General features: G+C 72.4%; 24 protein-coding genes. 12 read left to right on the forward strand and 12 right to left on the reverse strand.

The genetic code is table 11. The features are described 5' to 3' along the window. Positions 1 to 182 precede the first annotated feature (182 nt). Entirely contained in the window at positions 183 to 2,576 is a 2,394-nt protein-coding gene (locus tag BLW82_RS03390) for a glycoside hydrolase family 65 protein (protein ID WP_093497397.1), read from the reverse strand. Positions 2,577 to 2,743: 167 nt separating this feature from the next. Then, a complete protein-coding gene (locus BLW82_RS03395) occupies positions 2,744 to 3,616 on the reverse strand; it encodes a universal stress protein (RefSeq protein WP_093497398.1) in 873 nt (290 codons plus the stop codon). Positions 3,617 to 3,846: 230 nt separating this feature from the next. Here BLW82_RS03395 and BLW82_RS03400 point away from each other — a divergent pair, with 230 nt between their 5' ends. Beyond that, positions 3,847 to 4,560: a CBS domain-containing protein gene (locus BLW82_RS03400; protein ID WP_093497399.1), complete on the forward strand. Its 714-nt coding sequence runs from the start codon at positions 3,847 to 3,849 to the stop codon at positions 4,558 to 4,560. A gap of 66 nt (positions 4,561 to 4,626) precedes the next feature. Here the strand turns inward: BLW82_RS03400 and BLW82_RS03405 are convergent, their stop codons facing one another. Further along, positions 4,627 to 4,845: a hypothetical protein gene (locus BLW82_RS03405; protein WP_256215617.1), complete on the reverse strand. Its 219-nt coding sequence runs from the start codon at positions 4,843 to 4,845 to the stop codon at positions 4,627 to 4,629. Between the two features lie 265 nt (positions 4,846 to 5,110). Here BLW82_RS03405 and BLW82_RS03410 point away from each other — a divergent pair, with 265 nt between their 5' ends. After that, positions 5,111 to 5,776: a CBS domain-containing protein gene (locus BLW82_RS03410; protein WP_093497401.1), complete on the forward strand. Its 666-nt coding sequence runs from the start codon at positions 5,111 to 5,113 to the stop codon at positions 5,774 to 5,776. Positions 5,777 to 6,183: 407 nt separating this feature from the next. On the opposite strand, the gene BLW82_RS03420 is transcribed toward BLW82_RS03410, so the two are convergent. From BLW82_RS03420 to BLW82_RS03440, 5 genes are all read right to left on the reverse strand, one after another. Next, positions 6,184 to 6,786, reverse strand: coding sequence for an Rv1733c family protein (locus tag BLW82_RS03420; RefSeq protein WP_093497402.1), 603 nt, complete (start codon positions 6,784 to 6,786; stop codon positions 6,184 to 6,186). After that, the gene (locus BLW82_RS03425; protein ID WP_093507826.1) at positions 6,783 to 7,526 is read right to left on the reverse strand and encodes a CBS domain-containing protein; all 744 of its coding nucleotides are present in this window, start codon (positions 7,524 to 7,526) and stop codon (positions 6,783 to 6,785) included. The genes BLW82_RS03420 and BLW82_RS03425 overlap by 4 nt, the downstream gene beginning before the upstream one ends. Positions 7,527 to 7,664: 138 nt before the next feature. Next, a complete protein-coding gene (locus tag BLW82_RS03430) occupies positions 7,665 to 9,395 on the reverse strand; it encodes a GAF domain-containing sensor histidine kinase (RefSeq protein ID WP_093497403.1) in 1,731 nt (576 codons plus the stop codon). Between the two features lie 298 nt (positions 9,396 to 9,693). Next, the gene (locus BLW82_RS03435) at positions 9,694 to 10,395 is read right to left on the reverse strand and encodes a helix-turn-helix domain-containing protein (protein WP_093497404.1); all 702 of its coding nucleotides are present in this window, start codon (positions 10,393 to 10,395) and stop codon (positions 9,694 to 9,696) included. A gap of 23 nt (positions 10,396 to 10,418) precedes the next feature. Then, the gene (locus BLW82_RS03440) at positions 10,419 to 11,486 is read right to left on the reverse strand and encodes a zinc-dependent alcohol dehydrogenase family protein (RefSeq protein ID WP_093497405.1); all 1,068 of its coding nucleotides are present in this window, start codon (positions 11,484 to 11,486) and stop codon (positions 10,419 to 10,421) included. A gap of 672 nt (positions 11,487 to 12,158) precedes the next feature. On the opposite strand from BLW82_RS03440, the gene BLW82_RS03450 reads away from it, so the two are divergent. The 3 genes from BLW82_RS03450 to BLW82_RS03460 all read left to right on the forward strand — a co-directional run bounded on the left by BLW82_RS03450 (position 12,159) and on the right by BLW82_RS03460 (position 14,229). Further along, positions 12,159 to 12,722: an Rv1733c family protein gene (locus BLW82_RS03450; RefSeq protein WP_371131289.1), complete on the forward strand. Its 564-nt coding sequence runs from the start codon at positions 12,159 to 12,161 to the stop codon at positions 12,720 to 12,722. A gap of 47 nt (positions 12,723 to 12,769) precedes the next feature. Beyond that, the gene (locus BLW82_RS43070) at positions 12,770 to 13,456 is read left to right on the forward strand and encodes a universal stress protein (RefSeq protein WP_143063635.1); all 687 of its coding nucleotides are present in this window, start codon (positions 12,770 to 12,772) and stop codon (positions 13,454 to 13,456) included. A gap of 122 nt (positions 13,457 to 13,578) precedes the next feature. Beyond that, a complete protein-coding gene (locus BLW82_RS03460; protein ID WP_093497408.1) occupies positions 13,579 to 14,229 on the forward strand; it encodes a CBS domain-containing protein in 651 nt (216 codons plus the stop codon). A gap of 75 nt (positions 14,230 to 14,304) precedes the next feature. Here BLW82_RS03460 and BLW82_RS03465 read toward each other — a convergent pair whose 3' ends face one another. Beyond that, positions 14,305 to 15,210: a universal stress protein gene (locus BLW82_RS03465; RefSeq protein WP_093507828.1), complete on the reverse strand. Its 906-nt coding sequence runs from the start codon at positions 15,208 to 15,210 to the stop codon at positions 14,305 to 14,307. Positions 15,211 to 15,401: 191 nt separating this feature from the next. On the opposite strand from BLW82_RS03465, the gene BLW82_RS03470 reads away from it, so the two are divergent. From BLW82_RS03470 to BLW82_RS03500, 7 genes are all read left to right on the forward strand, one after another. Next, positions 15,402 to 16,061, forward strand: coding sequence for a CBS domain-containing protein (locus BLW82_RS03470; RefSeq protein ID WP_093497409.1), 660 nt, complete (start codon positions 15,402 to 15,404; stop codon positions 16,059 to 16,061). Positions 16,062 to 16,229: 168 nt separating this feature from the next. Next, positions 16,230 to 16,538: a DUF1918 domain-containing protein gene (locus tag BLW82_RS03475; RefSeq protein ID WP_093497410.1), complete on the forward strand. Its 309-nt coding sequence runs from the start codon at positions 16,230 to 16,232 to the stop codon at positions 16,536 to 16,538. After that, on the forward strand, positions 16,535 to 17,416 hold the full coding sequence (locus BLW82_RS03480) for a universal stress protein (protein ID WP_093497411.1): 882 nt from the start codon (positions 16,535 to 16,537) through the stop codon (positions 17,414 to 17,416). The genes BLW82_RS03475 and BLW82_RS03480 overlap by 4 nt, the downstream gene beginning before the upstream one ends. A gap of 29 nt (positions 17,417 to 17,445) precedes the next feature. Further along, positions 17,446 to 18,435 (forward strand): Acg family FMN-binding oxidoreductase, encoded by a 990-nt coding sequence (locus BLW82_RS03485; protein ID WP_093497412.1) that lies wholly within the window; start codon positions 17,446 to 17,448, stop codon positions 18,433 to 18,435. A gap of 61 nt (positions 18,436 to 18,496) precedes the next feature. Then, the gene (locus BLW82_RS03490; RefSeq protein ID WP_093497413.1) at positions 18,497 to 18,955 is read left to right on the forward strand and encodes a CBS domain-containing protein; all 459 of its coding nucleotides are present in this window, start codon (positions 18,497 to 18,499) and stop codon (positions 18,953 to 18,955) included. Positions 18,956 to 19,293: 338 nt separating this feature from the next. Beyond that, complete coding sequence (locus BLW82_RS03495) at positions 19,294 to 19,581, forward strand: DUF1876 domain-containing protein (RefSeq protein ID WP_093497414.1); 288 nt, start codon at positions 19,294 to 19,296, stop codon at positions 19,579 to 19,581. A gap of 82 nt (positions 19,582 to 19,663) precedes the next feature. Next, positions 19,664 to 20,584, forward strand: coding sequence for a DUF1918 domain-containing protein (locus BLW82_RS03500; RefSeq protein WP_093497415.1), 921 nt, complete (start codon positions 19,664 to 19,666; stop codon positions 20,582 to 20,584). Positions 20,585 to 20,688: 104 nt separating this feature from the next. Here BLW82_RS03500 and BLW82_RS03505 read toward each other — a convergent pair whose 3' ends face one another. Genes BLW82_RS03505 through BLW82_RS03515 form a run of 3 tightly spaced genes read right to left on the reverse strand, consistent with a single transcriptional unit; the run spans position 20,689 to position 24,314 of the window. Next, the gene (locus BLW82_RS03505) at positions 20,689 to 21,183 is read right to left on the reverse strand and encodes a flavodoxin domain-containing protein (RefSeq protein ID WP_093497416.1); all 495 of its coding nucleotides are present in this window, start codon (positions 21,181 to 21,183) and stop codon (positions 20,689 to 20,691) included. A 15-nt stretch (positions 21,184 to 21,198) separates the two neighbouring features. Next, entirely contained in the window at positions 21,199 to 21,600 is a 402-nt protein-coding gene (locus BLW82_RS03510) for a CBS domain-containing protein (protein ID WP_093497417.1), read from the reverse strand. 20 nt (positions 21,601 to 21,620) lie between these two features. Then, positions 21,621 to 24,314 carry a bifunctional acetate--CoA ligase family protein/GNAT family N-acetyltransferase gene (locus BLW82_RS03515; RefSeq protein WP_093497418.1) on the reverse strand — a complete coding sequence of 898 codons (2,694 nt, stop codon included), beginning with the start codon at positions 24,312 to 24,314 and terminating at the stop codon, positions 21,621 to 21,623. Positions 24,315 to 24,450: the final 136 nt, after the last annotated feature.

A 24,450-nucleotide genomic window follows, 5' to 3' on the forward strand; every position in this document is an offset into this window, starting at 1 on the left:
AGCGGACCAGGCGGGCGGACTGGGCCCGCGCTTGTCACGGTCGGTGGCCGCGGCTCGGTTCCATGACTCTGTTGATCGCTCGTTCGACGGTGTTGCGCTTCCCGTACCGCGCTCCGTCGAAGCCGTGACCCCGTCGCCGACGGACAGCGTGGCTGGAAGCGGCGTCCGGGAGTCTGCGACGGCTACGGCGCCGCCGTGCGGCCACGGTCCGGGAGCACCAGCCGACAGGTGTCCCCCGGCGCCACGAGCACCGCGCGGTCCGGTAGCCGGATGTCGATGGGCGAACGGTCGGAGGCGGGCACCAGTATCTCCAGCCGTCCTCGCGCCAGGCGCAGCCGTACACCCCAGTGCCCCCGGTAGCGGAGGGACACCGCGTACGTCGACAGCTCCGGCAGTGGCACCGGGTCGAGCCAGAGCGCTCCGTCGCGGGTCTCCAGCCCGGTGAGCCCACGCTGGACGAGGTCCAGGGTGCCCGCCATCGCGCCGAGGTGGATCCCCTCTCCGGTGGTGCCGCCCTGGACGTCGGCGATGTCGCCCCGCAGTGCCTCCTGGACGAACCTCCACGCGTCCGCGCGCCGGGCGCGGGCCAGCACCCAGCCGTGGACCAGGCCGCTGAGGGTGGAGCCGTGGCTGGTGCGGCTGAGGTAGTAGTCGACGGTGCGCGGCCAGATCCCGTCGTCCAGTGGGTAGCCCAACTGCTCGAAGAGTGCGCGGAGTTCGGCCGGTGAGAAGAGGTAACCGAGCATCAGGACATCGGCCTGCTTGGACGCTTTGTAGCGGTTGACGGTGTCGCCCTCCGCCTCCAGGATCCGGTCGAGGCGGCGGATGTCGCCGTATCGCTTGCGGTAGCCGTCCCAGTCGAGTTCGGCGAGGTCGCCGTAGCCGTCGAACTGGCTGACGACGCCGTCGTGGAAGGGGACGTGGAGGGTACGGGACACGTCCTCCCAGTGTGCGAACTCGCTGTCGTCGAGGCCGATCCGGCCGGTGAGTTCACGGCGGCGCGGCTCGGGCAGCGTGCGCAGCAGTTCCAGGGCGCGGGTGAGGACCCAGGCGGCGGTGACGTTGGTGTAGGCGTTGTCGTCGAGGCCGGGGTGCGGGGCGTCCGGGTAGGCGTCGTGGTATTCGTCGGGGCCCATCACGCCCTGGATGCGGTGCCGGCCGAGGCGGTCGTTCCAGGTGGCCGAGTCCGCCCAGAAGCGGGCGATCTGCAGGAGGGTCTCGGCGCCCTCGCCGTCCCGGAAGCCGGTGTCGCCGCTGGCCTCGCAGTACTGCCACACGTTGTAAGCGACGGCCGATCCGATGTGCCACTGGAGCCGCGAGTGGTCCGGGAGCCAACGTCCCGAGCGGGGGTTGAGGTGCAGTTCCTGGGACTCCTCGCGCCCGTCGCTGCCGCTCTGCCACGGGTACAGCGCACCGCGCCGGCCCTGCGCACGAGCGGCCGCGCAGGCCTGCTCCAGGCGCCGGTACCGGTAGCGGAGCAGGGCGCGGGAGACCTCAGGGAAGTGCAGGTTGAGGAAGGGCAGCACGAACAGTTCGTCCCAGAAGACGTGCCCCCGGTACGCCTCCCCGTGCAGCCCGCGGGCCGGCACGCCCACGTCCAGGTCCGCCGTGTGCGGGGACAAGGTCTGGAGAACGTGGAAGAGGTGCAGCCGCAGAATTTGTCCGGCCCGGCCGGGGACGTCCAGCTCGGCTCGCCACCAGAGGTGTTCCCACGCCGTCCGGTGCGAGTCGAGGAGAGCTTCGAAACAGGGAGCGGCTCCGACACGGTCGACGGCGGCCCGCAGGGGGTCGCCGATCGCGGAGTCACGCGAGGTGTGGACGGCCGCGATCTTGTCGACGGCGACGGTACGTCCGGGCGTGAGCCCGAGCCGGAGTCGCTGCACGGCTCGCAGCGGCTCGGGCGTCGCGCCGGTGATCCGCGCGTCGGACACCAGCCGGGCCGCGACGCCGATGCGGATGCCGGAGGTGCTGGTGCGGCAGCGCAGCCACACCGTGTCCGGGGCGGCGACTCCGCCCTGCACATCGGTCAGATGGCAGCCGTCGAGGTCGCGGTAGCGCGGCACCCCGGCGTTGGTGACGCTCCCGTCGAGGGCGGCCTCGACCTCCAGCTCCCCGGCGTAGCCCTCGGTGGTGAACTCGGTGCGCAGGGCGGCCAGGTGCGCGTCGTCCATGTGGACGACGCGCACCTGGCGGACGGAGAGCACACCGCCGTCCCCGAGGGCGAAGCGGGTCCGGCGCTCCAGGAGGCCGGTGGCAAGGTGCAGGACCTGGCGGTGGTCGAGCACCGTGGCGGTGTCCGGGGTGAGCCAGTCCCCACCGGGGAGACGGAACCGGAGCGGCAGCCAGTTCGGGAGGTTGGCCATGTCCTCGTTCTCGATCCGGCGTCCCGCCACGTCCGAGGTGAGCCGGTTGTAGCAGCCGGCCGCGTAGGTCCCGGGGTAGTGCACGTCGTCGGCGGTGCACTCGGGCAGGGCGCCGCGGGTGGCGAAGTAGCCGTTGCCCAGCGTGCACAGCGACTCCCGCAATCGCTCGTCGGCGGGCAGGTAACCCTCGTACTCCCACGTCCAGCCGCTCACTTCGGCTCCCTGTCCGCAAGTGCCCGCCGTGGAGAGCCGGCGGGCCACCCGGCCAGGGCCGCGTTCCGCGGCGCGTGGTGGGGCCGAACGGCCATACGGCGCTCCCTCCGCCAGGGGAACCGGCTGAGCGGGTCGCCCGCCTCGGCGTCTGTCGACAGGTGCAACGATCACACCGACTGCGGCACAACCGCCACAGGGCACTTCGCGTGGTGAAGCAGTGCGTGGGCCACCCGGCCCAGCTGCAGACCGACGTGGCCGTTCCGACGCCTCGCTCCCACGACCACGAGGTCGGCGGCGGCCGAGCGGTCCACGAGGATCCGATGGGCCGGCCCCTCGGCCGTCACGCTGCGGACCGTGACCTTCGGATGGGCGGCCATGGCTTCGCCGAGCAGCGTGTCGAGCAGCGCCGACGCCTTCGCCTCGTGCTGACGGGTGAGCTCCCCGAGCGCCACCTGGTTCCCCACCTCGTGGGCCGGGCAACGCCAGGCCCGGACGACGTACAGGACGCAGGCGCGGGCCTCGGCCTCGTGGAAGGCGAACCGTACGGCCTCCTCTGCGGTGTCGGGCTCCCCCGCGCCCAGCAGGATCCGCTCGTGACCGCCGGCCAGGCCGGCCGTGTCGCCCCGCACCACGATCACCGGGCAGTGTGCCCTGGCCGCCACGGCGAGGCCGACCGACCCGAGGAGCAGGCCCGTCAGCTCACCCCGGCCGCGGGACCCGGTGACCAGGACATGCGCGTTGTCGCCCTCACGCAGGAGGGCGTACACCGCGTCGTCGGGGAAGATGTCGGTGGTGACCTTCACGTCGGGGCAGCGCTGTGCGATCCGCTCGGCCGCGGAGGCGACGATGTGTTCGGCCAGCACGCGTTCCGAGGGGCGTTCCGTGCCTTCCGACGGCACTCCGGCCTCGTAGCGCTCCCAGCGGGAGGCATAGACCAGCCGCAGCGGAAGGTCTTGGCGGGCGGCCTCGTCCGCCGCCCAGTCGAGGGCGAGCAGGCTTCCGTCCGATCCGTCGACGCCTACGACGAGGGGAAGTGTCATCGTCCCCACCGCCTTTCGTCGGACTGCCACGTCGTGCAGCAGGGGGCTCCGATGTCACCGTGCCACCTTCCGGCGACGGGTTGCAGGGGCCACTCGGCCCGTTCGGATGCCCGGTCAGCCCCTGTCGGCGCGGAGCCACGCACCGGACGCTGGGCCCGGGCCCACCGGAGGGGAGGGCTCCTGGTAAGACCCGTCTCCGCACGGATCATGGCCTGGAAGGAGGCTCGGACATGAAGCCCACGAAGGTCGGCGCGGTCATGGTCGCCGACGTCGTCACCGCTGGGTACGGCACGCCGTTCAAGGAGTTGGTGCGGCTCCTGGAGGAGCACCGCATCAGCGGCCTTCCGGTGGTCGACGAGGACGACAAGGTGGTCGGCGTGGTCTCCGCGACCGACCTCATGCTGCACCAGACCCGCGACCCCGAGCACGACCACACGCACGTCATGGGCCGCGGCGCCCGGCGTACGGCGGTCAAGACCAACGCGACCACGGCGGCCGGTGTCATGTCGGCGCCCGCCGTCACCGTCCGATCCGATGCCACGGTCACCCAGGCGGCCCGGCTGATGGCCGCCCACCGTGTCGAACGCCTGCCCGTGGTCGACGCGGAGGACCGGCTGGTCGGCATCGTCACCCGTGGGGACCTGCTCCGGGTCTTCCTGCGTTCCGACGACGACATCGTGCGGGAGGTCCGGGAAGAGGTTCTCGGCAACACCCTCTGGCTGGCCCCCTACACCGTCGAGGTCACAGCGCAGGACGGCGTGGTCACCCTCACCGGCCGGCTGGAACGGCGCAGTGAGGTCCCGGTCGCCGTCGGCATGACGCGCCGGCTGGACGGTGTCGTCGATGTCGTGGACCGCCTCTCCTACCGGATCGACGACAAGCACCTGCGGCCTACCGAGCAGAAACTGCACGGGGTGGCCGACGACTGGTTCCGCAAGCTCTGACGGCGAAGCTGGACGTGGGTCTGGCGCCGTCCCCGCGGGGACGGCGCCAGACCCACGTCCAGCTGTTCAGCAGTGCACTGAGGTCCGGTGACCGGACGGTGTCGACGGCCGGCGCGGTTCTCGCGAGGCCGTGCTGTGCCGCCGACGGTTGCGCAGCCGGGCGGTCAGCGCGTCGAACGCCGTGGTGAACACCGCGGTGAGGATCGCCGTCGTCGCCAGCGCCAGCACCAGCAGGACGGAGAAGTGCTCCCAGAACTCCGGTGTGAGGCTCGTGCCCACTGTCATCGCCCTCCCTGATCGGGGTCGTTCCCGTACTCCCAGCAAACTCCGACGCCCCTCGCGAGGCATGAGCCGGACGGCCCTGGGCACGGCCCTGGGCCACCTTGCCGTGGAGGCCGCGGCGCCCGGGGCCGTCGGCCCCGGGCATGGAACACGCCCGGGGCCGAACGACCCCTTGCCGGGTCCGGGCGGCCCGTGGCGGCCGGGTCCGCCCGCGCCCACCCTGGGATCAGGGCCCCTCGGGCCCGTCCGTCCTTCCGAGGAGGAGACCATGCCCGGCAAACCGCACACCGTGAGCGACGTGATGACGCGTACCGTCGCCGCGATCGGCCGCGACGCGCCGTTCAAGGACGTCGTCACCCTGATGGAGGAGTGGAAGGTCAGCGCCCTGCCGGTGCTGGAGGGCGATGGCCGGGTGATCGGTGTCGTCTCCGAGGCCGATCTGCTGCCGAAGGAGGAGTTCAGGGACACCGACCCGGACCGGTTCACCCAGCGGCAGCGCCTCGACGACCTGGCGAAGGCCGGTGCGGTGACCGCCGGGGAGCTGATGAGCACGCCCGCCGTGACCGTGCACCCGAGCGCCACGCTCTCCCAGGCGGCACGCATCATGGCCCAGCGCAAGGTAAAACGACTTCCCGTGGTCAACGAGGAGAGCCTGCTCGAAGGCGTCGTCAGCCGCTCCGATCTGCTGAAGGTCTTCCTGCGCGGCGACGAGGAGCTCGCCGAGGAGGTACGGCACGAGGTCGTCGACCGTCTCTTCCCGCTGTCCGCCGACCACATCCAGGCCGAGGTCGCCGAAGGCGTCGTCACCCTCACCGGGTGGGTCGAGGACAACGGCCTTGCCGCCGTGGCCGAGCGGCTGGCACGTGCGATCGAGGGCGTGGTCGACGTCCACTGCTGCCTGGTCCCCGCTTCCGCCCGGAGCGACCCGCGCTGAGGAGTCCGGGCGGACAGGATCACCGCCGTGTCCGGTCCGTCGAGGGCGGGACACGGCGGTGTGCGTGGCCGGTGGTCACACCGGCCACGCACACCTGGTGTGGGATCGGCCGCCTCCCCCTGCGGGTCAGCCGGTCCGCACCGGAATGGTCCTGGTCCCCGGCTTCTCCTCCGGGACCGGGACCGGGACCGTGACGGTCACCGCGCCGTCGTCTTGTCATCCGCGGCCGCCTCGTCGCCCCTCGCTCCGGCGGGCAGCCGGACGGACCGGGCGAAGGTGCCGTAGCGGAATTCGGTACGGTGCTTCCTCCTGTCGGGTTCTCATGTCCAGCCTGACGCAAGGGCGTTGCGACAGCCGTGGGCCGACCGGCCCTGTCCTGGCTCCGGTCGGCCCTCTCCCTCCTGAGGTCATCCCTTGCCCCCGCTGAAGTTCCGCCACTGGGGCCCGATCCGCTGCCATTCCGCGTCCCATTCGGCAAGGCGCCGGCGCATCAGACGGCTGCGCAGGACCCGTCCGGCGCCCCACACCGCGGTGGCTGCGAGCGGTGCCACGAGGGCGGCGGCTGCGACGGAGTCGAGGGCCGTCTCGCTCCCGCTCGTCGGTGGAGCGGCCACCCGTTCACCGCGATCCACCCAGACCGGTAGCCGACTGCCGGCGGTGGCTGTGGGAACGGCCTTCGCCAGGCCGGTGTGCGCGGAACCGTCCAGGGCCGTCCAGCGCACCGTGACCCACACTTTCCCCGCGTCGTAGCCGACCACCACGGGTGTGCCGTTCTTCGCGTTCTCGGTCAGTTCGGCGGACACCACGTGAAGGGCGGCACGCCGCTCGGCGAACGCGTGGTCCACGGTCGCGCCGGCCCACCATCCGGCGAGCAGCCCGCCGACGACGGTCACGGTCCAGACGGCGAGCACGATCCAGGCCTCGACCACGTCACTGTGGCGCCGCAGCGGGTTCCGCCGCCAGTGCCAGAACGGTCCGCAGGTCATGCGGCCGGGATTCGCTCCGGTCATGATCCACCGCTTCCTTCCGGGAGCCGGTGCGCACGGCCCCGGTGGGGCGGGACGCGCCCGGCGTCGGGAAGATCGGGGTCGAGGTCCGGGCGGCGGGGCGGACCCGCCAGCGCGCACTCCACGGCGACCACGCCGTCGACGCCCCGCACCCACCCGACGGCCACGGGGATCAGCGCGGTGTCCGGGACGCGGCCGGTGAGGGTGACGACGCCGTCGCGGACCAGGACGCGTACCGGTTCGGCCGAGTCGGGGAAGAGGTGGGGGAGGATCTGGCGCCGGATCTCCTCGGCGATGTCCTCGTCCCCCCTCAGGAACACCTTCAGCAGGTCGGCTCGGCTGACGACCCCCTGGAGCAGGCCGTCCGCGTCGACCACCGGAAGCCGTTTCACTCCGTGCCGGGCCATCGTGCGCGCGGCCTCGGGCAGCGGGGCCTCGGGGCGGACGGTGATGGCCGGCGTGGTCATCAGCGCGGCAGCGGTCACGGATGCGGACTCGGGGGAATCCGGCCCTGACCTGCCCTGGCCGTAACCGGCCGGAGCTGCGGTGCGGGCTTCCTCCTTGTGCAGGAGGTCGGCCTCCGAGACGACGCCGACGACGCGTCCGTCGTCGTCCAGGACGGGGGCCGCGCTCACCTGCCACCGCTGCAGGGCCTTCACTATGTCCTTGAAGGCCGCCCCGTGCCGCAGCGCGAGGACGGTCTGGGTCATCACGTCGCTCACGACGTGCGGAGTGCCGGTCATGGCGACCTCCAGGGTTCGGCAGCCGTGGTCCGACACCCCCAGGATCGGCCATCCGCCCTCGGAAGGCATGAGCCGAACGGTCCTCTTCCCGGTCCCGGAATTCCCTGGCTGGGACACGAGGGCAGGCTCAGCCCGTTGCTACGGTTCCTTCACGACCGGCACCCGCCATACCAGCGTCGTTCCCCCGCCCCCGGGCTCCCCGGGACAGTCCCAGTCCAGCCGGCCGCCGAGTTCCGCCGCGCGTTCCGCCATGTTCCGCAACCCACTGCGCCGGCCCCCCGGCGGGATACCCACCCCGTCGTCCCTCACCGTCAGCACCAACTCCCGCCCATCGGTCTCCACGACCACCTCCACACGGCCGGCGCGCGCATGCCGGGCCACGTTCGTCAGCGCCTCGGACAAAACCGCCACCGCATGGTCAGCGACCTCCCCGGACACATCCGTGTCCAGCAGCCCCTCCATCCGCACGCTCGGCGCGAACCCCAGCGCCGAAGCCGCCTCACCGGCCACCCGCACCGCACGCGCCCGCAACCCACTGCCCACACCACCCTCCCGCGCCCGCAACCCGAAAATCGTCGACCTGATGATCTTGATGGTCTCGTCCAGATCATCCACCGCCCGCAACACCCGCTCCGCAGCCTCCGAATGCTCGATGAAACGCCCCGCACTCTGCAACGTCATCCCCGTCGCGAACAACCGCTGAATCGCCAGATCATGCAGATCACGCGCGATCCGATCACGATCCTTCAGCACCGCGATCTCCTCCGCGTCCCGCCGCCGCTCCGCCAACTCCATCGCCAAAGCCGCCTGCGCCGCGAACACCTCAAGCGGCTCGGTCTCCTTCACCGTGAACAACGGCCCACCCGCCTCACGCGCCAGCAACACCACACCCCGCACCCCCGCCTCACCGGTACCGATCGGACTGGCCACCGCCGGCCCCAGCCCGGCAAACCGCGCCGGCTCCGGCGAAACCCGCTCGTCACGCACCACATCCACACTCGTCACCAACGCACCCCGCCCGAACGCCAACCCCATCAACGTCCGATCCGGCGAAAGCACCAACCCCCGATGCGCCTCCGCATCCACACCCACCGCGACCACCACCGTGAGCGAGTCCGTCTCCGCCACCGGGACCGCGACCGCGGCCAACGCCGAACCCGTGATCTCCCTCGCCTGCTCGGCGATCAACCCGAGAGCCCCAGCACCCGGACCACCCGACATCAGACTGTTCGTGATCTCCGCACTCGCCCGCAACCAACGCTCACGCAGCCGCGACTCCTCATACAACCGGGCATTGTCGATCGCCACCCCCGCCGCCACCGCCAGCGTCGACGTCACCGACACATCCTCCTCGTCGAACTGACCCCCACCCCGCTTCTCCGTCAGATACAGATTGCCGAAAACCTGCTCACGCACCCGGATCGGAACCCCAAGGAAAGAGTTCATCGGCGGATGATTCGGCGGGAAACCATACGAAGCCGGATGCCCGGACAACTTCGCCAGCCGCAACGGCTCCGGCTCACGGATCAACTCACCGAGAATCCCATGACCCTCCGGAAAAGAACCGATCCGGGCGATCTCCTCCTCACTCACCCCCACCGTGTGAAACGCCGACAACCGCCTGCCGTCCGGCCCGATCACACCCAACGCCCCGTACTCGGCATCCACCAGCACCGCCGCCGCCTCCACGATGCTCCGCAGCACCTGCTCCAGATCCAACTCCCGGCCCACCGAGAGCACCGCCTCCAGCAGACTGTGCACCCGATCCCGAGTACCACGCGCCGCATCCAGCCGCGCCTGCAACTCCCCCAGCAACTCATCCAGCCTGAGCTGCGGCAACCGCACCCGGGCCGCCTCATCACCCTCCACCGCACTCCTCCCGACCCCGTCCACCCACACACCGGCAGGCCCGGTCAACGCCCACCGTAATGCGAGCCGACCGGCGTGGACATCCGGATCGGGTCAAGTAGTCGGCATGTGCTACGGAGCCGCACGCTCGTGCTGGGCGAACGGGCAACACCTGCGTCGGCACGGGAACTCGGACTCTCGTGACGACGGAATCAGCACGGACTCCCCTCCCCGGTGTCGCTCCGCTCGTTCACCGGTCAGTCATGCGGTACGACCGTGGTCTCGTCCGTCCGCCGTTTCGCCCTGTGTGGATGCGTGGCTATTCCGTCGCCCGGCCCGGCCCGGCTCCGACCGTGATGCGGCGCCCGGTCACGGAGCGGGGCTCGATCCGCACCCACAGATCGCGATCGCCGCCCGCCCACGGGGTGCTGTAGGCCGAGAAGGTGAGCCGGCGCACCTCCTCCGCCTCGTTCACCCGGCTGGCCGGTCCGCGTACCAGGACGCTCCAGCCCTCGCCGAAGGCGTCGTCGATGCGGTCGACCTCGAAGGCCACCTGACGGCCCGCCGCCATGGACGGTGTGGTCTCGTCCGCGGTCCTGAAGACGACCGCGCCGTCGACGACGCTGTAGTTGACCGGGAGGATGACCGGGCCGGAGGCGGTGTCGACGCCGAGGCGTCCGACGCCGTGCGAGCCGAGCAAGGTCCTGCACTCGGCCGGGTTCAGTTCGGTGAACTCGGGGCGGTATCCCGCCCGGCCGGGTCCGGGCGGGGTGTCGATGTCGCCTCCGCTGAGGTGCGACATGGTGGTGTGCAGGACGTCGGCGAGCCTGAGCAGGACGCCCGTGCCCGGCGCGGCCTCGGGGTGTTCCTCCAGGTACCCCAGATAGCCGGCATCGATGCCGCACCGTTCGGCCGTCTGCTCGCGGGTGAGGCCGAGTTCGTTGCGGCGGGCCGCCACGCGGCGCCCCAGGTCGCCCAGCGCCGGTCCTTCTGCCGTGTGCGGCCGTACCTGTTCGGTCATGACGGGTCACGTCCTCTCGTCGGTCAGGTCCCGCGGACGGCGACCTCGTGCTGCTCCCCGCCGAGCACGACCTTGAGCGCACCGGTGTGGGCGGCGCGGGCGAAGACGTCGTACGCCTCGGCCATGTGATCGAGGGGGAAGGTGTGGGTGACCAGTTGTGCCGTGGGCAGCCGGCCGGCGGCGGCCATCCGCAGCAGGGTGGGGGTGGACCGGGTGTCCACCAGGCCCGTGGTGATGGTCACGTTCTTGATCCACAGGTCTTCGAGGTGCAGCGTGGCCGGCTTGCCGTGCACGCCGATGTTGGCGACGCGGCCGCCGGGCCGGACCATGCGCGTGCACAGCTCGAAGGTCTCCGGGACGCCGACGGCCTCCATGACGACATCCGCGCCGAGTCCGTCGGTGAGGTCGGCGATCAACTGCTCCGGCGCTTCCCTGGCGTCGGCCACCGCGTCCGCGCCGAGGCGCTTGGCGGCCTCCAGCCGGGCGGGGGCCAGGTCCACGGCGACGATCCGCTCGGGGGAGAACAACCGGGCTGTGGTGATCGCCGCGAGGCCGATCGGGCCCGCGCCGACGATGGCGACGGTGTCGCCTGGGTGCACCCGGCCGTTGAGGACGCCGACCTCGTAGGAGGTCGGGAAGATGTCGGCGAGGAGCACGGCGTCCCTGCTGTCGACCGTGCTGGGCAGCGCGTGGACGGACAGGTCCGCGAAGGGGACACGGACGTACTCGGCCTGGGTGCCGTCGATCAGGTGGCCGAGGATCCAGCCTCCGCCGCCGCGGCACTGGCCGTACATCCCTTCCCGGCAGTAGGAGCAGCGCCCGCAGGAGCTGATGCAGGAGACCAGCACGCGGTCTCCCGGCCGTACGGTCCGGACGTCACTGCCGACCTCGACGATCTCGCCGACGGCCTCGTGACCGAGGATCGTGCCGAGCTGCACCTCGGGGACGTCGCCCTTCAGGATGTGCAGGTCGGTCCCGCAGATCGTGACGGCGTCCACGCGCACGACGGCGTCGGTGGGCTCCTTGATGGCCGGATCGGGGGCCTCTTCCCAGGCGGACTGCCCGGGGCCGTGGAAGACGAAGGCCTTCATGGGGTCGCTCACCGTCCTTGGTCCGCTGCGGGGCCCGGGTCTGCGGATGCCGGGGTATCGCCGGTGTTGCCCCGCACTTCCAGCTTGTCCTCTCCCGTGCGGGTCCGCTTGGGCCGTCCGGCCCTCATCGCCTGCCGGGCGGCCGCTCCCCCGGGACAACCGGACATGGGTCGTTCGAGCCCGCCGGCACGAGTCCAGGAGGGACCGAACGGCCCTGGCGGTTCCGGTACTCTCCGGCCCTCGCCGATCTGACGTCCGGTGCGGAGCCCGATCCGGAGCTCGGCCTGAGCCCCGTCTCCTTCATCGACTGCTCCGGCCTGGGGCTGCTGTGCCGGGCCCGCAACCGGCTCCGCTGACGTTTCGGCAGACTGCGCCTGGTCACGCCGGGCCGCGGCTTCCCTCGGTTGCCGCGCTGCACGGGCTTGCGCGACGCCTTCGAGCTGCATCCCGGCCTCCCCGACCCCTGGACCGGTCTCCTCCGCGGCCGCCTGAGCCAGTCCCGGTGAGGGCTGAACGGCCCATCTGCCCGGTGGAGTTGACCCCGAGCAGCCCTACGGCGGTCCCTGGTCGGCCCATGTCCCGGCGCGGGGCCGGCTGACACCTTCGGCAGTGTCACCACGGCAAGGAGCCGCGACAAGGAGGAGGTGCGGACGGATGCGCAGGACCCGGCGTGTGAAGAAGCCCCTGTGGCGGTGGCGGAGCAACCCGCTGCGACGCCGCGTCGATGTCGTCGAGGCCTGGGTGGTCCTGGCCGTATGGGCGCTCGTCGTGGTGGGAGGAACGGTCGCCGGACTGGTCGCCGCCGGGGCCGCGGACGAGGTCCTAGCGCACCAGCGGGAGGAGCGGGAGCCCGTGCGGGCAGTGCTGCTCGTCGATGTCCCGACGAGCACTTCGGGCATCGGCACGGAGAGCGAGCGTACGCCGGCCACCGTGGCCTGGACCGCGTCCGACGGCTCCAGGCGCACCGGCAGGACCCTCGTGGACACCGGTACCAAGGCCGGTTCCCCCGTCGTGGTCTGGCAGGACCGCCAGGGCCGTCTGGTCACCAGGCCGCCGAGCGCCGGCGCGGCCGCCGTCGAGGCGGGTGTCCTGGGGGCCGCGGCCGGCTGCGCGCTGGCCGGAGCCGTCTTCGGGGCCGGAGCGGTCGTCCGGTGGCGGCTGGAGCAGCAGCGGCTCGGTCTTTGGGACCGCGAGTGGACGACCGTCGGGCCTCGCTGGGGTCACAAGACCGGCTGAAGTCGAGCACCCCCTCTAATCCGCACCTACTCGGAAGGCGAACGGCGATGGAACCCGTGATCCTTGCCCGCAGTGACGCGTCGAAGCCCTGCCGGGCCGCGGTCGACTGGGCAGCCCGCGAGGCCGAGATGCGAGGTGTGGTGCTGCGCGTGCCGCGCAACCCGCTGCGGGAGCCCGGCCGGGCTTCGGTGATCGTCTGCGGCGTGGCCGGGGACGACGGCGCGCCGCCGTTGCGGTCCGGCTCCCTGTCGGCCACGCTCGTCGGCGCCGCTCACGCCCCGGTCGTCCTCGTCCCCGACCGGCTCGCGGCCTCCCGCCGGCGGACTGGAGTCACGCTCGGCGTGGACGCGCGTGATCCCTCCGGCGCGGGCCTCGGCTTCGCCTTCGAGAGCGCCCGGCTCCGGGGCGTGCCTCTGCATGTCGTGCATGTCTGGGGGCTGCCCGCGGGCGCCGTCGAGCGGCCCTTCGGCGTCCCGGAGAGGGACCGCGCCACCTGGGAGGACCACGAGGTCCAGTTGCTGGCCGACGCCCTGCGCCCATGGCGCGAGAAGTTCCCCGACGTGCGGGTGCTGGAGGACGTCCGGCTGCTCGGCCCCGTGGAGGCGTTGCTGCGCTGCTCCGAGCGGGCCGCACTGGTCGTGGTCCCGTGCGATTCAGGGGCCACCGTCTGGGAGGCGGCCGCTCGGGCCCTGCTGCGACGCGCCACGTGCGCCGTGGCCGTCGTACCGTCGTGAGCCGGGGCCCCTGCCGCAGCCGGCCGACCGGTAGTGCGGGAGCGTGAACACGTTCACGCTGGTAGCAGGACCCGAGAGGTCTCCTTCGAGCCCTGGCTCCCGGCAACTGTGAGGAGAACACCATGACCGGCGGCCCGCACCAGGTAGGCGACGTGATGACGCGTGCCGTCGTCGCCGTGGGCCGCGAGGCCCTGTTCAAGGACATCGTCGGCCGCATGGACGGCGGGAGAATCAGCGCCCTGCCAGTGCTGGAGGGCGACGGACGGGTGGTCGGGGTCGTGTCCGAGGCCGATCTGCTGCCCAAGGAGGAGTTCCGGGACGGCGATCCGGACCGGTTCACGCAGCTGCGCCGGCTGTCCGACCTGGCCAAGGCCGGGGCGGTGCACGCGGAAGAGCTGATGAGCACCCCGGCCGTCACCGTCCACGCCGACGCCACGCTGCCGGAGGCCGCCCGGATCATGGCGATACGGCACGTGAAACGGCTGCCCGTCGTGAACGCCGAGGGCGTGCTGGAAGGGGTCGTCAGCCGTGGCGATCTGCTCAAGGTGTTCCTGCGGCCCGACAACGACCTCGCCGACGAGATCCGGCGCGACGTCGTCGACCCCCTCTTCCCCGCCCCCGTCGAGCCGGTGCACATCATGGTCACCGAAGGCGTCGCCACCCTGACCGGACGAGTCACCGACGGCACCCGTATCCCGCTCGCGGTGCGCCTGGTCCGCGGCGTCGAGGGCGTGGTGGGCGTGGACTGCCGCCTCACCGCGGCGGACTCCTGACGGCGGCCGAGGCGCGCCGTTCACCTGCTCCGGGTACGCCCCCCTCCCCGGTCGCTCAGGCCTCGCGCTGCCAGATCAACGGTGGGCCACGACGGCGACGGGCGCACTGACGTGATGCAGGGCGGCATGGGTGACATGACCGATGTGGGCGCCGAGGGAACCGGTACGGATGCGCCGGCCGACGACTACCAGGGACGCGTCGCGGGCCGCGCCGACGACGACCTGCGCGGCGCTGCCGCAGCGGCTCGCCTCGATGACGTCGACGCCCGGGAACTTCTGCCGCCAGGGGCGCAGCGCCTCGGCCAGAGCGGTGCGGTGGCTGCGTTCGAGGTCGTCCTGGAGTTCCGCGTCGCCAGGGAAGCGGTAGTAGGTCGTGGCCGTCTCCGGCCAGGCGGACACCACGCGCAGCGGTGTCTCCCGGCGGGCGACGGCATCGAAGGCGAACTCCAGCAGCGTGTCGCTGGGGTGATCGGCGTCGAGGGCGAGCACCACCGGCCGGAACGGGGTGGCGGCGGACGGCACGCCCGCCGGATCCATCCGGTGCTCGTCGGCGGCCTGCTCGCCCTCACGCACCAGCACCACGGGCCGTGCCACCCGGGCCACGACGGCCAGGCTCACCGAGCCGACCACGAAGCCGCCGATGCCGCCGAAACCCCGCGAGCCCAGCGCGAGCAGCTCGGCGGAGTCCGCGGCCTCGCAGAGGGCGTCGGGCACGGGACCCGTCAGTTGTTCGGTGAGCACCTCGAGGCCGGGGTGCCGCAGGCGAAGACCCTCTGCGGCCTCGCCCGGCATCCGCCGCGTCCAGTGCTGACGGGTCTCGGGACCCACCAGCGGAGCCTGCGACACGAGTGCCGGGGCGGGCTCCGCGACATGCACGAGCTTCAGCGGCAGGCCGCGCAGCAGGGCTTCGCGCGCCGCCCACTCGGCGGCGGCCCGGCTCTCGGGCGACCCGTCGAGTCCCACAGTGACGGTTCGGGACATGATCTCCACCTCCGGCGACCGTTCCCTACCAGCGTGACGGCACGCTCCCGGGACGGTAAGGGCCGTCCGTCCCCCGGCAGGACCGACCGGCCCACCCGCGCGTCGACGGGGCAGCGGGCCGCCGCACCGCCGGCTGTCGGCGCATGCTTGAAGTAGTCATTCCGTTTTGTCCCGGACCCTGCGGAGTCATCATGTACGGGACCCCTCATCTCGTCGGCGACATCATGACCTCCCCGGTCGCCTCCGTGGGCCGCTGGGCCTCGTTCAAGGACGTGGTCGACCTGATGCACGACCGGGGGGTCAGCGCCCTGCCGGTGCTGGCGGGCGCGGGACGGGTCGTCGGCGTCGTCTCCGAGGCCGACCTGCTGCCCACCGAGGAACTGCGGGACAGCCCGGAGGCGGGCTATGCGCTGCTGCCGCCCGCCGACGTGGTCAAGGCCGGTGCGGTGACCGCGGGAGACCTGATGACCTCGCCCGCGATCACGGTCCGGCCGAACGCCACCCTGGCCGAGGCCGCGCGCGTCATGGCCCGGAAGAAGGTCAAGCGACTGCCCGTGGTGGACGAGCACGGTCTGCTGACAGGTGTGGTCAGCCGCGGTGACCTGCTCAAGGTCTTCCTGCGCGAGGACGACGACATCGCCGGCGAAATTCGGCGTGACATCGTCCCGCTTCTCTTCCCGTCGCGGGACTCGGACGTCTGCGTGGACGTGCACGACGGCGTCGTCACGCTCAGGGGCGAGACCGGCGACACGTCCCTCGTACCCGTGGCCGCTCGCCTCCTGCGAGCCGTCGAGGGGGTGGTGGACGTCGACTGCGTGCTGACCCGGAAGGGGCAGCTGTTGCAGTCGTGAGGTGGCCGCCCCGCTGCGCACGGGCTTCGGTGCCCGGCTCCCCGCGGGATCATCGGACCCGGCACAGGGACCAATGGCCCCTGGTCCGTCGCCCGCACCGCCACCTGCAATGGAAGGGGAATCGGCGGCGGCACTCCCCGGCGCCGCCGCAGGGAGGAGGCGAGGGCGATGTCCGCTCCCGCATCAGCGAAGCAGACCGACCGGGCCACGGCGGACACCTGGTCCGGGGCGACCGGCGCCTCGACGCACGCCGCCATCGGCGACGAGATCGTCGTACGCGGTACCAGGGCCGGAGTCGCCGCACGGGACGGCGAGGTCGTCGGGCTCCACCATCCCGACGGCAGCCCGCCCTACGACGTGCGGTGGGCCGACAGCGGACGGGTGACCGTGTACTTCCCGGGGCCCGACTCCCGCGTCCGGCATCTGACGGCCGCGGCCCCCCGCACCCGGGAACCCGCGGAGCAGAGGCCGTCATGACCGGGCCCGGTGATCACCTGCCGATCGTGGTCGGCGTCGATCCGGACCCGGCTCACCGGATGGCACTGGCCTGGGCGGCGGACGAGGCGGCCCGGCGCCGGTTGCCGCTGCGTCCGGTCCTCGCCGAGGGCGTGCCGACCCGTGGCTACGGGAGGGGCCGGATCCCGGCGTCCTGGGAGGAGTGGAACGAGGCGCTGCACAAGGCGGGTCGACAAGTGCTGGACGAGGTCACGGAGTTCGTCGCGCAGCACCACCCGGGGCTCCGGGTGGACCCCTTGCTCGCCGAGGGCGATCCGGCGTGGGTGCTGCGGGAGCAGAGCCGTGGCGCCACGGCCGTCGTGCTGGGCTCGCGGCATCTGAGCCGGGCCCAGGAGGTGTTCGGCTCCGCGTCGGTCGCCGTGCCCCTCATGGCGCACGCCCGCTGTCCGGTGGTCGTCGTACCCGAACCCGAACACGTCACCCAGGACCCGGCGTACTACGTCGTCGGCGTCGACGGCAGCCCGCACTCGGCGGCCGCCGTGGACCTGGCGTTCGAGGAGGCCGCACTGCGCGGCGCCGGAGTCCGGGCCGTGTGCGTCTGGGAGCCGGGACCGCTGAGGATCTTCGACGAGTACGAACCGCAGCAGGAGGCCCGGCGGCTGCTCTCCGAGATCGTGGCCGGCCGCGGCGCCCGCTACCCGCAGGTGGACCTGCGCCACGAACTGGTCGCCGGACACCCCGTGCAGGTGCTCACCGACGCCTCGGCCCACGCGCTGGGTCTGGTGGTGGGCACCCGGGGCCGGGGCGGGTTCACCGGCATGCTGCTCGGCTCGGTCAGCCAGGGAGTGCTGCATCACGCGCGGTGCCCGGTCATCGCCGTGCCGTCCGGGCCCCGGTGATCCCACGGACGAAGCGAAGGGAACCCACCATGACCGCACAACCCGTCGACGCGCGCACCGTCGCGACGCTCGTGGCGGACGCCGTTGCCGCGCCCTCGCAGCACAACGCACAGCCGTGGAAGTTCCGTTACCTCCGCGACATCGGTGTCCTGCGCCTGTACGCCGACCTCGCGCGCACCCTGCCGCGCACCGATCCGCAGCACCGCGGTCTGCACCTGAGCTGCGGAGCCGCACTGCTCAACCTGCGGGTGGCCGCCGCCGCGGAGGCGCTGGCGCCGGTCGTCCGGCTGCTCCCGGAACCGGACTACCCGGATCTGCTCGCCGAGGTGCACCTGTGCGGCAGCGGACCGCCGGACACCGCGCTGGCTCTGCTGCGTCCCGCGGTCGGCCGCCGTCACTCCAGCCGCTACCCGTTCCAGGACGAGGAGATCCCGGCGGCGCTACGCGAGGGCCTGTGCGAGGCGGCAGACGCCGAAGGCGCACAGTTGCTGTTCCCCGGTGGGTGGCACGTGCAGTCGGTGCTGGAACTGGTGCGGGACGCCGAGGAGTGGGAGGCGCTGGACGCGGGGGTGCGCGGCGAGACCGCGCTGTGGGCCCACGCGGAACCGTCGGGGGACGAAGGGCCGACCGACGGCATCCCCGCAGAGGCGTTCGGCCCGGTACGCCGTGGCGGCGGTGCTCCCGTGCGCGACTTCGCCGCCGGACGCCCGATGCCGGACCGTCCCCGCGCGTCGTTCGAGAAGACGCCGAACATCGCCCTGCTCGGCACGACCGATGACCGTCCCGTGGACTGGCTGCGCGCCGGGCAGGCGCTGGAACGGGTCCTGCTGCGGGCCACCGCGGACGGACTGGTCGCCTCCGTGACCTCCCAGCCGCTCGAATGGCCGGACCTCCGGTGGGCGGCCCGCGACCCCCTCTCCGCCATGGGCCACGTGCAGATGGTGCTCAGGCTCGGTCACGGGCCCGAAGGGCAGCCGAGCCCCCGGCGGTCCTTGGGCGACGTGCTCGACGTCATGTGAGACCCGCCGACTCGCCCCGCACAGACCCTCGCAGCACCACTCGACGACAAGGAGCAGCCGCATGAAGGTGTCCGAGGTGATGACCGCGCCTCCCGTGCACGTCGACCCCGACGTCTCCCTGAAGGAGGTGACCGACTGGATGGCCGAGCGCGGCGTGGGCTCCGTCCTCGTCGTCAGGGACGGGGAGCTGTGCGGCATCGTGACCGACCGCGACCTCGCGCTGCGCGGCCTCGGCGGCGGCCTGGCGCCGGACTCGACCGTGGACGCGGTGATGTCCGCCGACGTCGTCACCGTCGACGCCGATGACGACCTCCGGTCCGCGTATCGCACCTTCGGCCGCGCGGGCGTACGCCGGTTGCCGGTCCTCGACCGGGGCCGGCTGGTCGGGGTGCTGACGATCGACGACCTGTTCCTGGACGTCTTCCGGCAACTGGCCGATCTGCTCGGCCCCGTGGCGTGGAGCGTGCTCCAGGAGCCGCCCGGACCGCCCTCGGCCAGAGGTGGTCGGCATGCAGCCTGAACCGGGTCGACCGGGGACGACCGCACTGCGCGAGGACGACCCGCCCGGCGCTGCCGTGCGCGCCGGAAACGGACTGTTCCCGGCCGCAGAACGGGGACCGCCCGCCATCTCCGTCCCCGCGCCGGCCCCGAGGTCTTCGCCGCCGTGGGCCGGGGACACGTCTGACGGCGCCTGGCCGCGCAGTTCACCGACCCCTTCGCCTGACGTTACGGAGGACGCATACGGCCTGGGGCCGTTCGCCTCTCCAGCAGGGACCTTCGGCCCTGTGAACGCGGTCCGGCCTCGTTCGACGGTGGGAGGGAGCAGTCCTCGAGCGACAGGCCGGAGTGAGGAGGACAGTGATGCACACGGCGCAGTGGAAGGTGGATCTCCACCTCTTCGAGGAGAACGACGGAACGACCAAGGCCCGCGTGGTGCTGAAGACCGGTACCACGTCACTCACCGCCCACGGATCCGCGCACTGCCATCCCGCGGACAGCAACGTGCCGGAGATCGGCGACGAGCTGGCGGCAGGCCGGGCCATGAACGACCTGGGACGGCAGCTTCTGAACATCGCCGAGCGGGACGTCCAGGGCGTCGGGGCGGACCGTCCGGGCAGCACTCGGACGAGCGGGTGGCTCCTCTGAGGCACCCCCGAACGCCACCCCGCCCGTGCGGTCCCGCGTGGCAGGGTGAACACAGCACCACTCTGAGGAGAGGGCGGCAACCATGCGAGCTCACCTCGGCGACCAGCTCGTCATCGAAAGCCCGGCCACAGGCGCCGCCAGGCGCGACGGGGAGATCATCGGTCTCCACCACGAGGACGGCACACCCCCCTATGACGTGCGCTGGTCGGATTCGGGCGAGGTCACGCTCGTCTTTCCCGGACCCGACGCGCACGTCCACCCTTCCCCGCACGCAGGTCCCGGGTCCCCGATCGAGTCGCCGGGGACCGCGGATGCGGCCGGGAACCGGTCCGTGCCCTCGTCATCGGGCCCGGCCGCCGGCAGCGGAGACTTCGGCCGGTGGGTGGCCGCTGAACGACGACGACGGGGCCTCAGCCTCGAAACGACGGCCGCCCGGGCCCGTATGGCCCCCGAATACCTCGCGCGGCTGGAACAGCGCAGCACGGCCCCGGCCCTGGGGACGGTCACGAGACTGGCGGCCGCACTGGGTACCGGTGTGAACGCGTTGTACGGTGCCGGTGCGGATCTCCCGCCCGGCCAGGGACGCGCCCTGCTCCACCCACGGCTGCGGGACCTCGCACCGGAGGAGTGCCGGACCCTGCTCTCCACGCACGGGGTCGGGCGGGTCACGGTCTCGACGCCGGAGGGGCACCCGGCCGTCGTCCCGGTCAACTACGACGTGGTCGACGGTGCCATCGTGTTCAGGAGCATGCCGGGCTCCGTCACCGCGGCGGTGGTCGACGAGGAGGTCGCCTTCGAGGTCGACCGCCTGGACGAGGAGATGAGCGTGGGGTGGAGCGTGCTCGCCCTCGGGCGGGCGAGCATCGTGACGGAACCCGCGGCGGTGCGCCGGCTCGTGGAGAGCGCCCACGGCACTCCCTGGGCAGGCGGCGAGCGCACGGTGTGGGTGTCGATCCGGCCGAGAAGTCTCACGGGCCGCCGCATCACGCCGGCGGAGGAGTAGGCGGGTTCGCGGAGTGGGCCTCACCAGGGCGTCCTGGTGAGGCCCACTCGTGCCGAACGCGTGGCCCGCGGCTTCGGGCGAGGCCGGGGCGTGGCGAGTTCTCGTCAGCCTTTCAGCTCCCCGGCGATCCCGGACGCCCACGCCGTCACGGCCTCGAAGTCACGGAAGTCCCCGCCGTTCCCGGAACGGAGGATCCAGCGTGCCGGCCAGCCGTCCGCGTCGTCGTCCAGGCAGCCGCCGAAGGTGGCGTGGCCGCGGGCGTGCAGGTCCTGGATCGCGCGGCGCACTCCGCGCACGGGCGGGATGTCCCGCTCGGAGGCGGAGGTGTCGAGCGGGCCACTGCTGAAGAACCACACGGGCCGCCCGGCGAGGTCCTTGCGGTGCCGGCGGACGAAGGACCGGGCGTCCTTGTGCCAGCGGCCGGCGTACAGTCCACCGCCGACCACGACCGCGTCGTACCGGTCCACGAAGGGCACGGAACCGGCCCGCATCGTCTCGACGGTCAGCCCCTTCTCCCGCAGGGCGTCGGCGATCGACTCGGCGATGTGCGCCGTCGATCCGTTCTTGGTGCCGTAGGTGACCAACACGGTGCCGGTCATGGGATGGCCCTCCTCTCACAGTCCGCGCAGCCGGTCGTCGGCTGCGCCGCGCAGTGCCTGCTCCTCGCGGACGCGGGCGTCGTCCAGGCGGTAGGTCAACTTGTCGACGACGTCGACCACCCCGTCGATCCGACGGGTCATGGCGACGGCGATCTCGGTCTCGGCCTTGCACTCCGTGTGACCGGTGAGTTGGGCCGGCGGCGTGCGGCGCCTTCCCCCGTGCAGGTCGGGGACGGCGGCCCGGCGCACCATCAGGCCGGTCTCGGAGACGACCCCGACGACCTTGTCGTCGTCGAGGACCGGCAGTCCGCTGATCCGGTGGTCGGAGAGGAGTCGGGCGACCTCCTTGAAGGGCGTGCCGTAACCGGCGTGGACGACGTCCGTGGTCATCACGGACCCCACTTTGTTGTGCCTCATCTCGGTTCCCTCCCCCGCTGTCAGCGGAGCCGGCGCAGATAGGGGTCCTGGGAGTGGCGCGGGAGCAGGCGGAGCCGTGCGTCGAGCACGGTGACGCCGCCGGGTGCGGCCAGGACGGGGTTGAAGTCGGCCTCGGCGAGCTGCGGCAGGTCCGCCGCCATCCGGGACAGCCGCAACAGCAGCTGCTCCAGACGTTCCAGGTCGACCGGTCCGTTGCCGTGCGTGCCGAACAGCAGGGGCGCACAGCGCGGAGCGGTGATCAGGTCGTGCACGTCGCGGTCGGTGAGCGGAGCGATTCGTGCCGCGTGGTCGGCGAGCACCTCGGTGGCGGTACCGCCGAGCCCGAACAGGACCAGCGGGCCGAAGACCTCGTCCTGGACGACTCCCGCGAACAGTTCGGTCCCACGGTCGGCGAGCGGTTGGACGACCGCGCCGGTCATCAGACCGCCGAAGCGGGTCTCCAGGTCGCGGAAGGCGGCCCGGACCTGCTGTTCGCCGCGCAGGTCGAGGTGGACTGCGTGCTCCTCGCTCTTGTGGAGGAGGCCGGGCCAGTGGGCCTTCATGACGACCCGGCCGTCGGCGCCGCGCAGCCGTTCGGCGGCGTGTACAGCCTCGTCCTCGGTCTCGGCCCAGGCCCAGCGGATCTGCGGAATGCGGTAGCAGGCGAGGAGTTCGGCGCAGGTGCGCGGATCGAGCCAGCCGCCGTCCGGGTGGGCGGTCAGGTAGGCGTCCGACAGTGCCCGAGCCCGTAGGGTGTCGACGTCGTCGAGGGCCGGCACGGTGCCGGCGGGCCTGGCCAGCCACGCCGCACGACGGGCAGCGTGGGCCAGCGCACGGGCGGCCGCCTGGGGTTCGGCGTAGCTCGGGATCGTGCCGTCGTCGAGTGCGGGCAGCAGTTTGACCGGCAGGTCCTGCTCCAGGCGCACGGCGGCGACGGGCTTCGTCCGGCGGCCCGGTGCCCAGGTGAGGGCGCGGATCAGATCGTCGCCGGTGGCGGTGGCAACCGCGGTCGGGACGAGGACCACCAGGACGGCGTCGACCCCGGGGTTCTGGATGAGCCGGTCGACGCACCGCCGGAGTTCTTCCTCGCTCACGGCGGCCGTCACGTCGAGGGGGTTGCCGAAGGACGCACCGTCGGGCAGGACCACGGCCAGCTCGTCGACGGCGCCGGGCGTGAACTGCGGCAGAGTGAGGCCGGCTTCGGCACATGCGTCGGCGGCCAGGACGCCCGCTCCGCCCGCGTTGGTGACGATCGCTGTGCGCGTGCCTTCGGGCAGTACCTGTGAATACAACAGCGCTGCCGTTTCGAGGAGTTCACCGACCGATCGGGTCGCGGTGACACCGGCCTGGTCGAACAGCGCCTGCCGGGTCATGGTGGGAGTGGCGGCCGCTGCCGTGTGCGAGGCGGCGGCCCTGCGGCCCTCCTGCGAGCGTCCTGCGTCCACGGTCAGCACGGGCATCCGGCGGGCGACCCGGCGGGCGGTACGGGAGAAGGCGCGGGGGTTGCCGAAGGACTCCAGGTGCAGCAGTGCGAGGTCGGTACGGCCGTCGGCCTCCCACCACTGGAGCATGTCGTTGCCGCTGACGTCGTACTTGTCGCCGAGCGAGACGAAGGACGACACACCGATGCCGAGCCGGGACAGGCCGTCGAGCAGGGCGATCCCGACACCGCCGGACTGCACGGCCACCCCGGCGCTGCCGGGACGCGGATGGTCGGCGGCGAACGTGGCGTCGAGCCGCAGCTGCGGGTCCGTATCGGAGACGCCGAGGCAGTTGGGGCCGACCATGCGCATGCCGTAGGTGCGGCAGGCCGCCAGGAGCGCCCTCGACTGGGCCGCGTCGAGGCCCGCCGTGACGACGACGAGTGCGCGGACGCCGGCCTTGCCGCACTCCTCGGCGCAGGCAGGCACTCCGGCGGCGGACACCGCGATGATCACGAGGTCCGGGGTCTTCGGCAGGGCGCGCACGCTCGGGTACGACGGCACGCCGAGCACCGACGTCACGTTCGGGTTCACCGCGAACAGGCGGCGGGTGTAGCCGCCGGAGTGCAGGTGGTGGAGGATCGCCCGGCCGACCGAGCCCGGTGTACGTCCGGCGCCGACGACGGCGACCACGTCCGGGCGGAGCAGCGGCACGAGGCTCGCCACATCGGCGGAGCGGCCCCGGGACTCGACGGCCGAGAGGTAGGCGTCGTCCTCGTCGAGGTGGATGGTGCACCGCGTCTCCGGGCCCTCGAAGCGGCGGGAGGTACGCAGGCCCAGGTCGGCGAAGAGCCGGAGCACCTCGCGGTTCTCGCTCAGCGCGTCGGCCGTGAAGACGGTGACTCCGTCGGCACGGGCCACCGAGACCAGGTGCTCGACGAGGAGGGTGCCGACCCCGCGGTGATGCAGTCCGTCGGCCACGGCGATGGAGATCTCCGCCGATTCCTTGTCGTCTCCGGTCTCGTACTCCGCGAGGCCGAGCACCCGGCCCTGCGCCTCGGCCAGCAGTGCCCGGTAGCCGGGGCGAGCCGGGGCACAGGCCCGGTCGGCGGCCGTCGCGCCCGAGCGCCGGCTCGCCGAGAAGAACCTCAGGCGGAGGTTCTCAGAGGACATCTCGTCGTAGAACCCCTTCAGCCGGTCGCGGTCGCCCGGGGTGACGGGCCGGATGCAGACGGTGGTCCCGTCCGCGAGCAACGCGTGGGCGGGGGATCGTTCGAGCAGGAATTCGGTCATCGCGGTTCTCCTCCAAACCGGTCGGCACTTCGAGCATCCGGCGTGGCGGGCTCGGGCCCCATGGGCTGTCCGGGGTCCGCCGAGGGCCGGTCGGCCCAACGTTCTGCGCTGGTCGCCCGGGGTCCCGGGCACACGG

The sequence above is a fragment of the Streptomyces sp. Ag109_O5-10 genome (assembly GCF_900105755.1).
GTDB lineage: Bacteria > Actinomycetota > Actinomycetes > Streptomycetales > Streptomycetaceae > Streptomyces.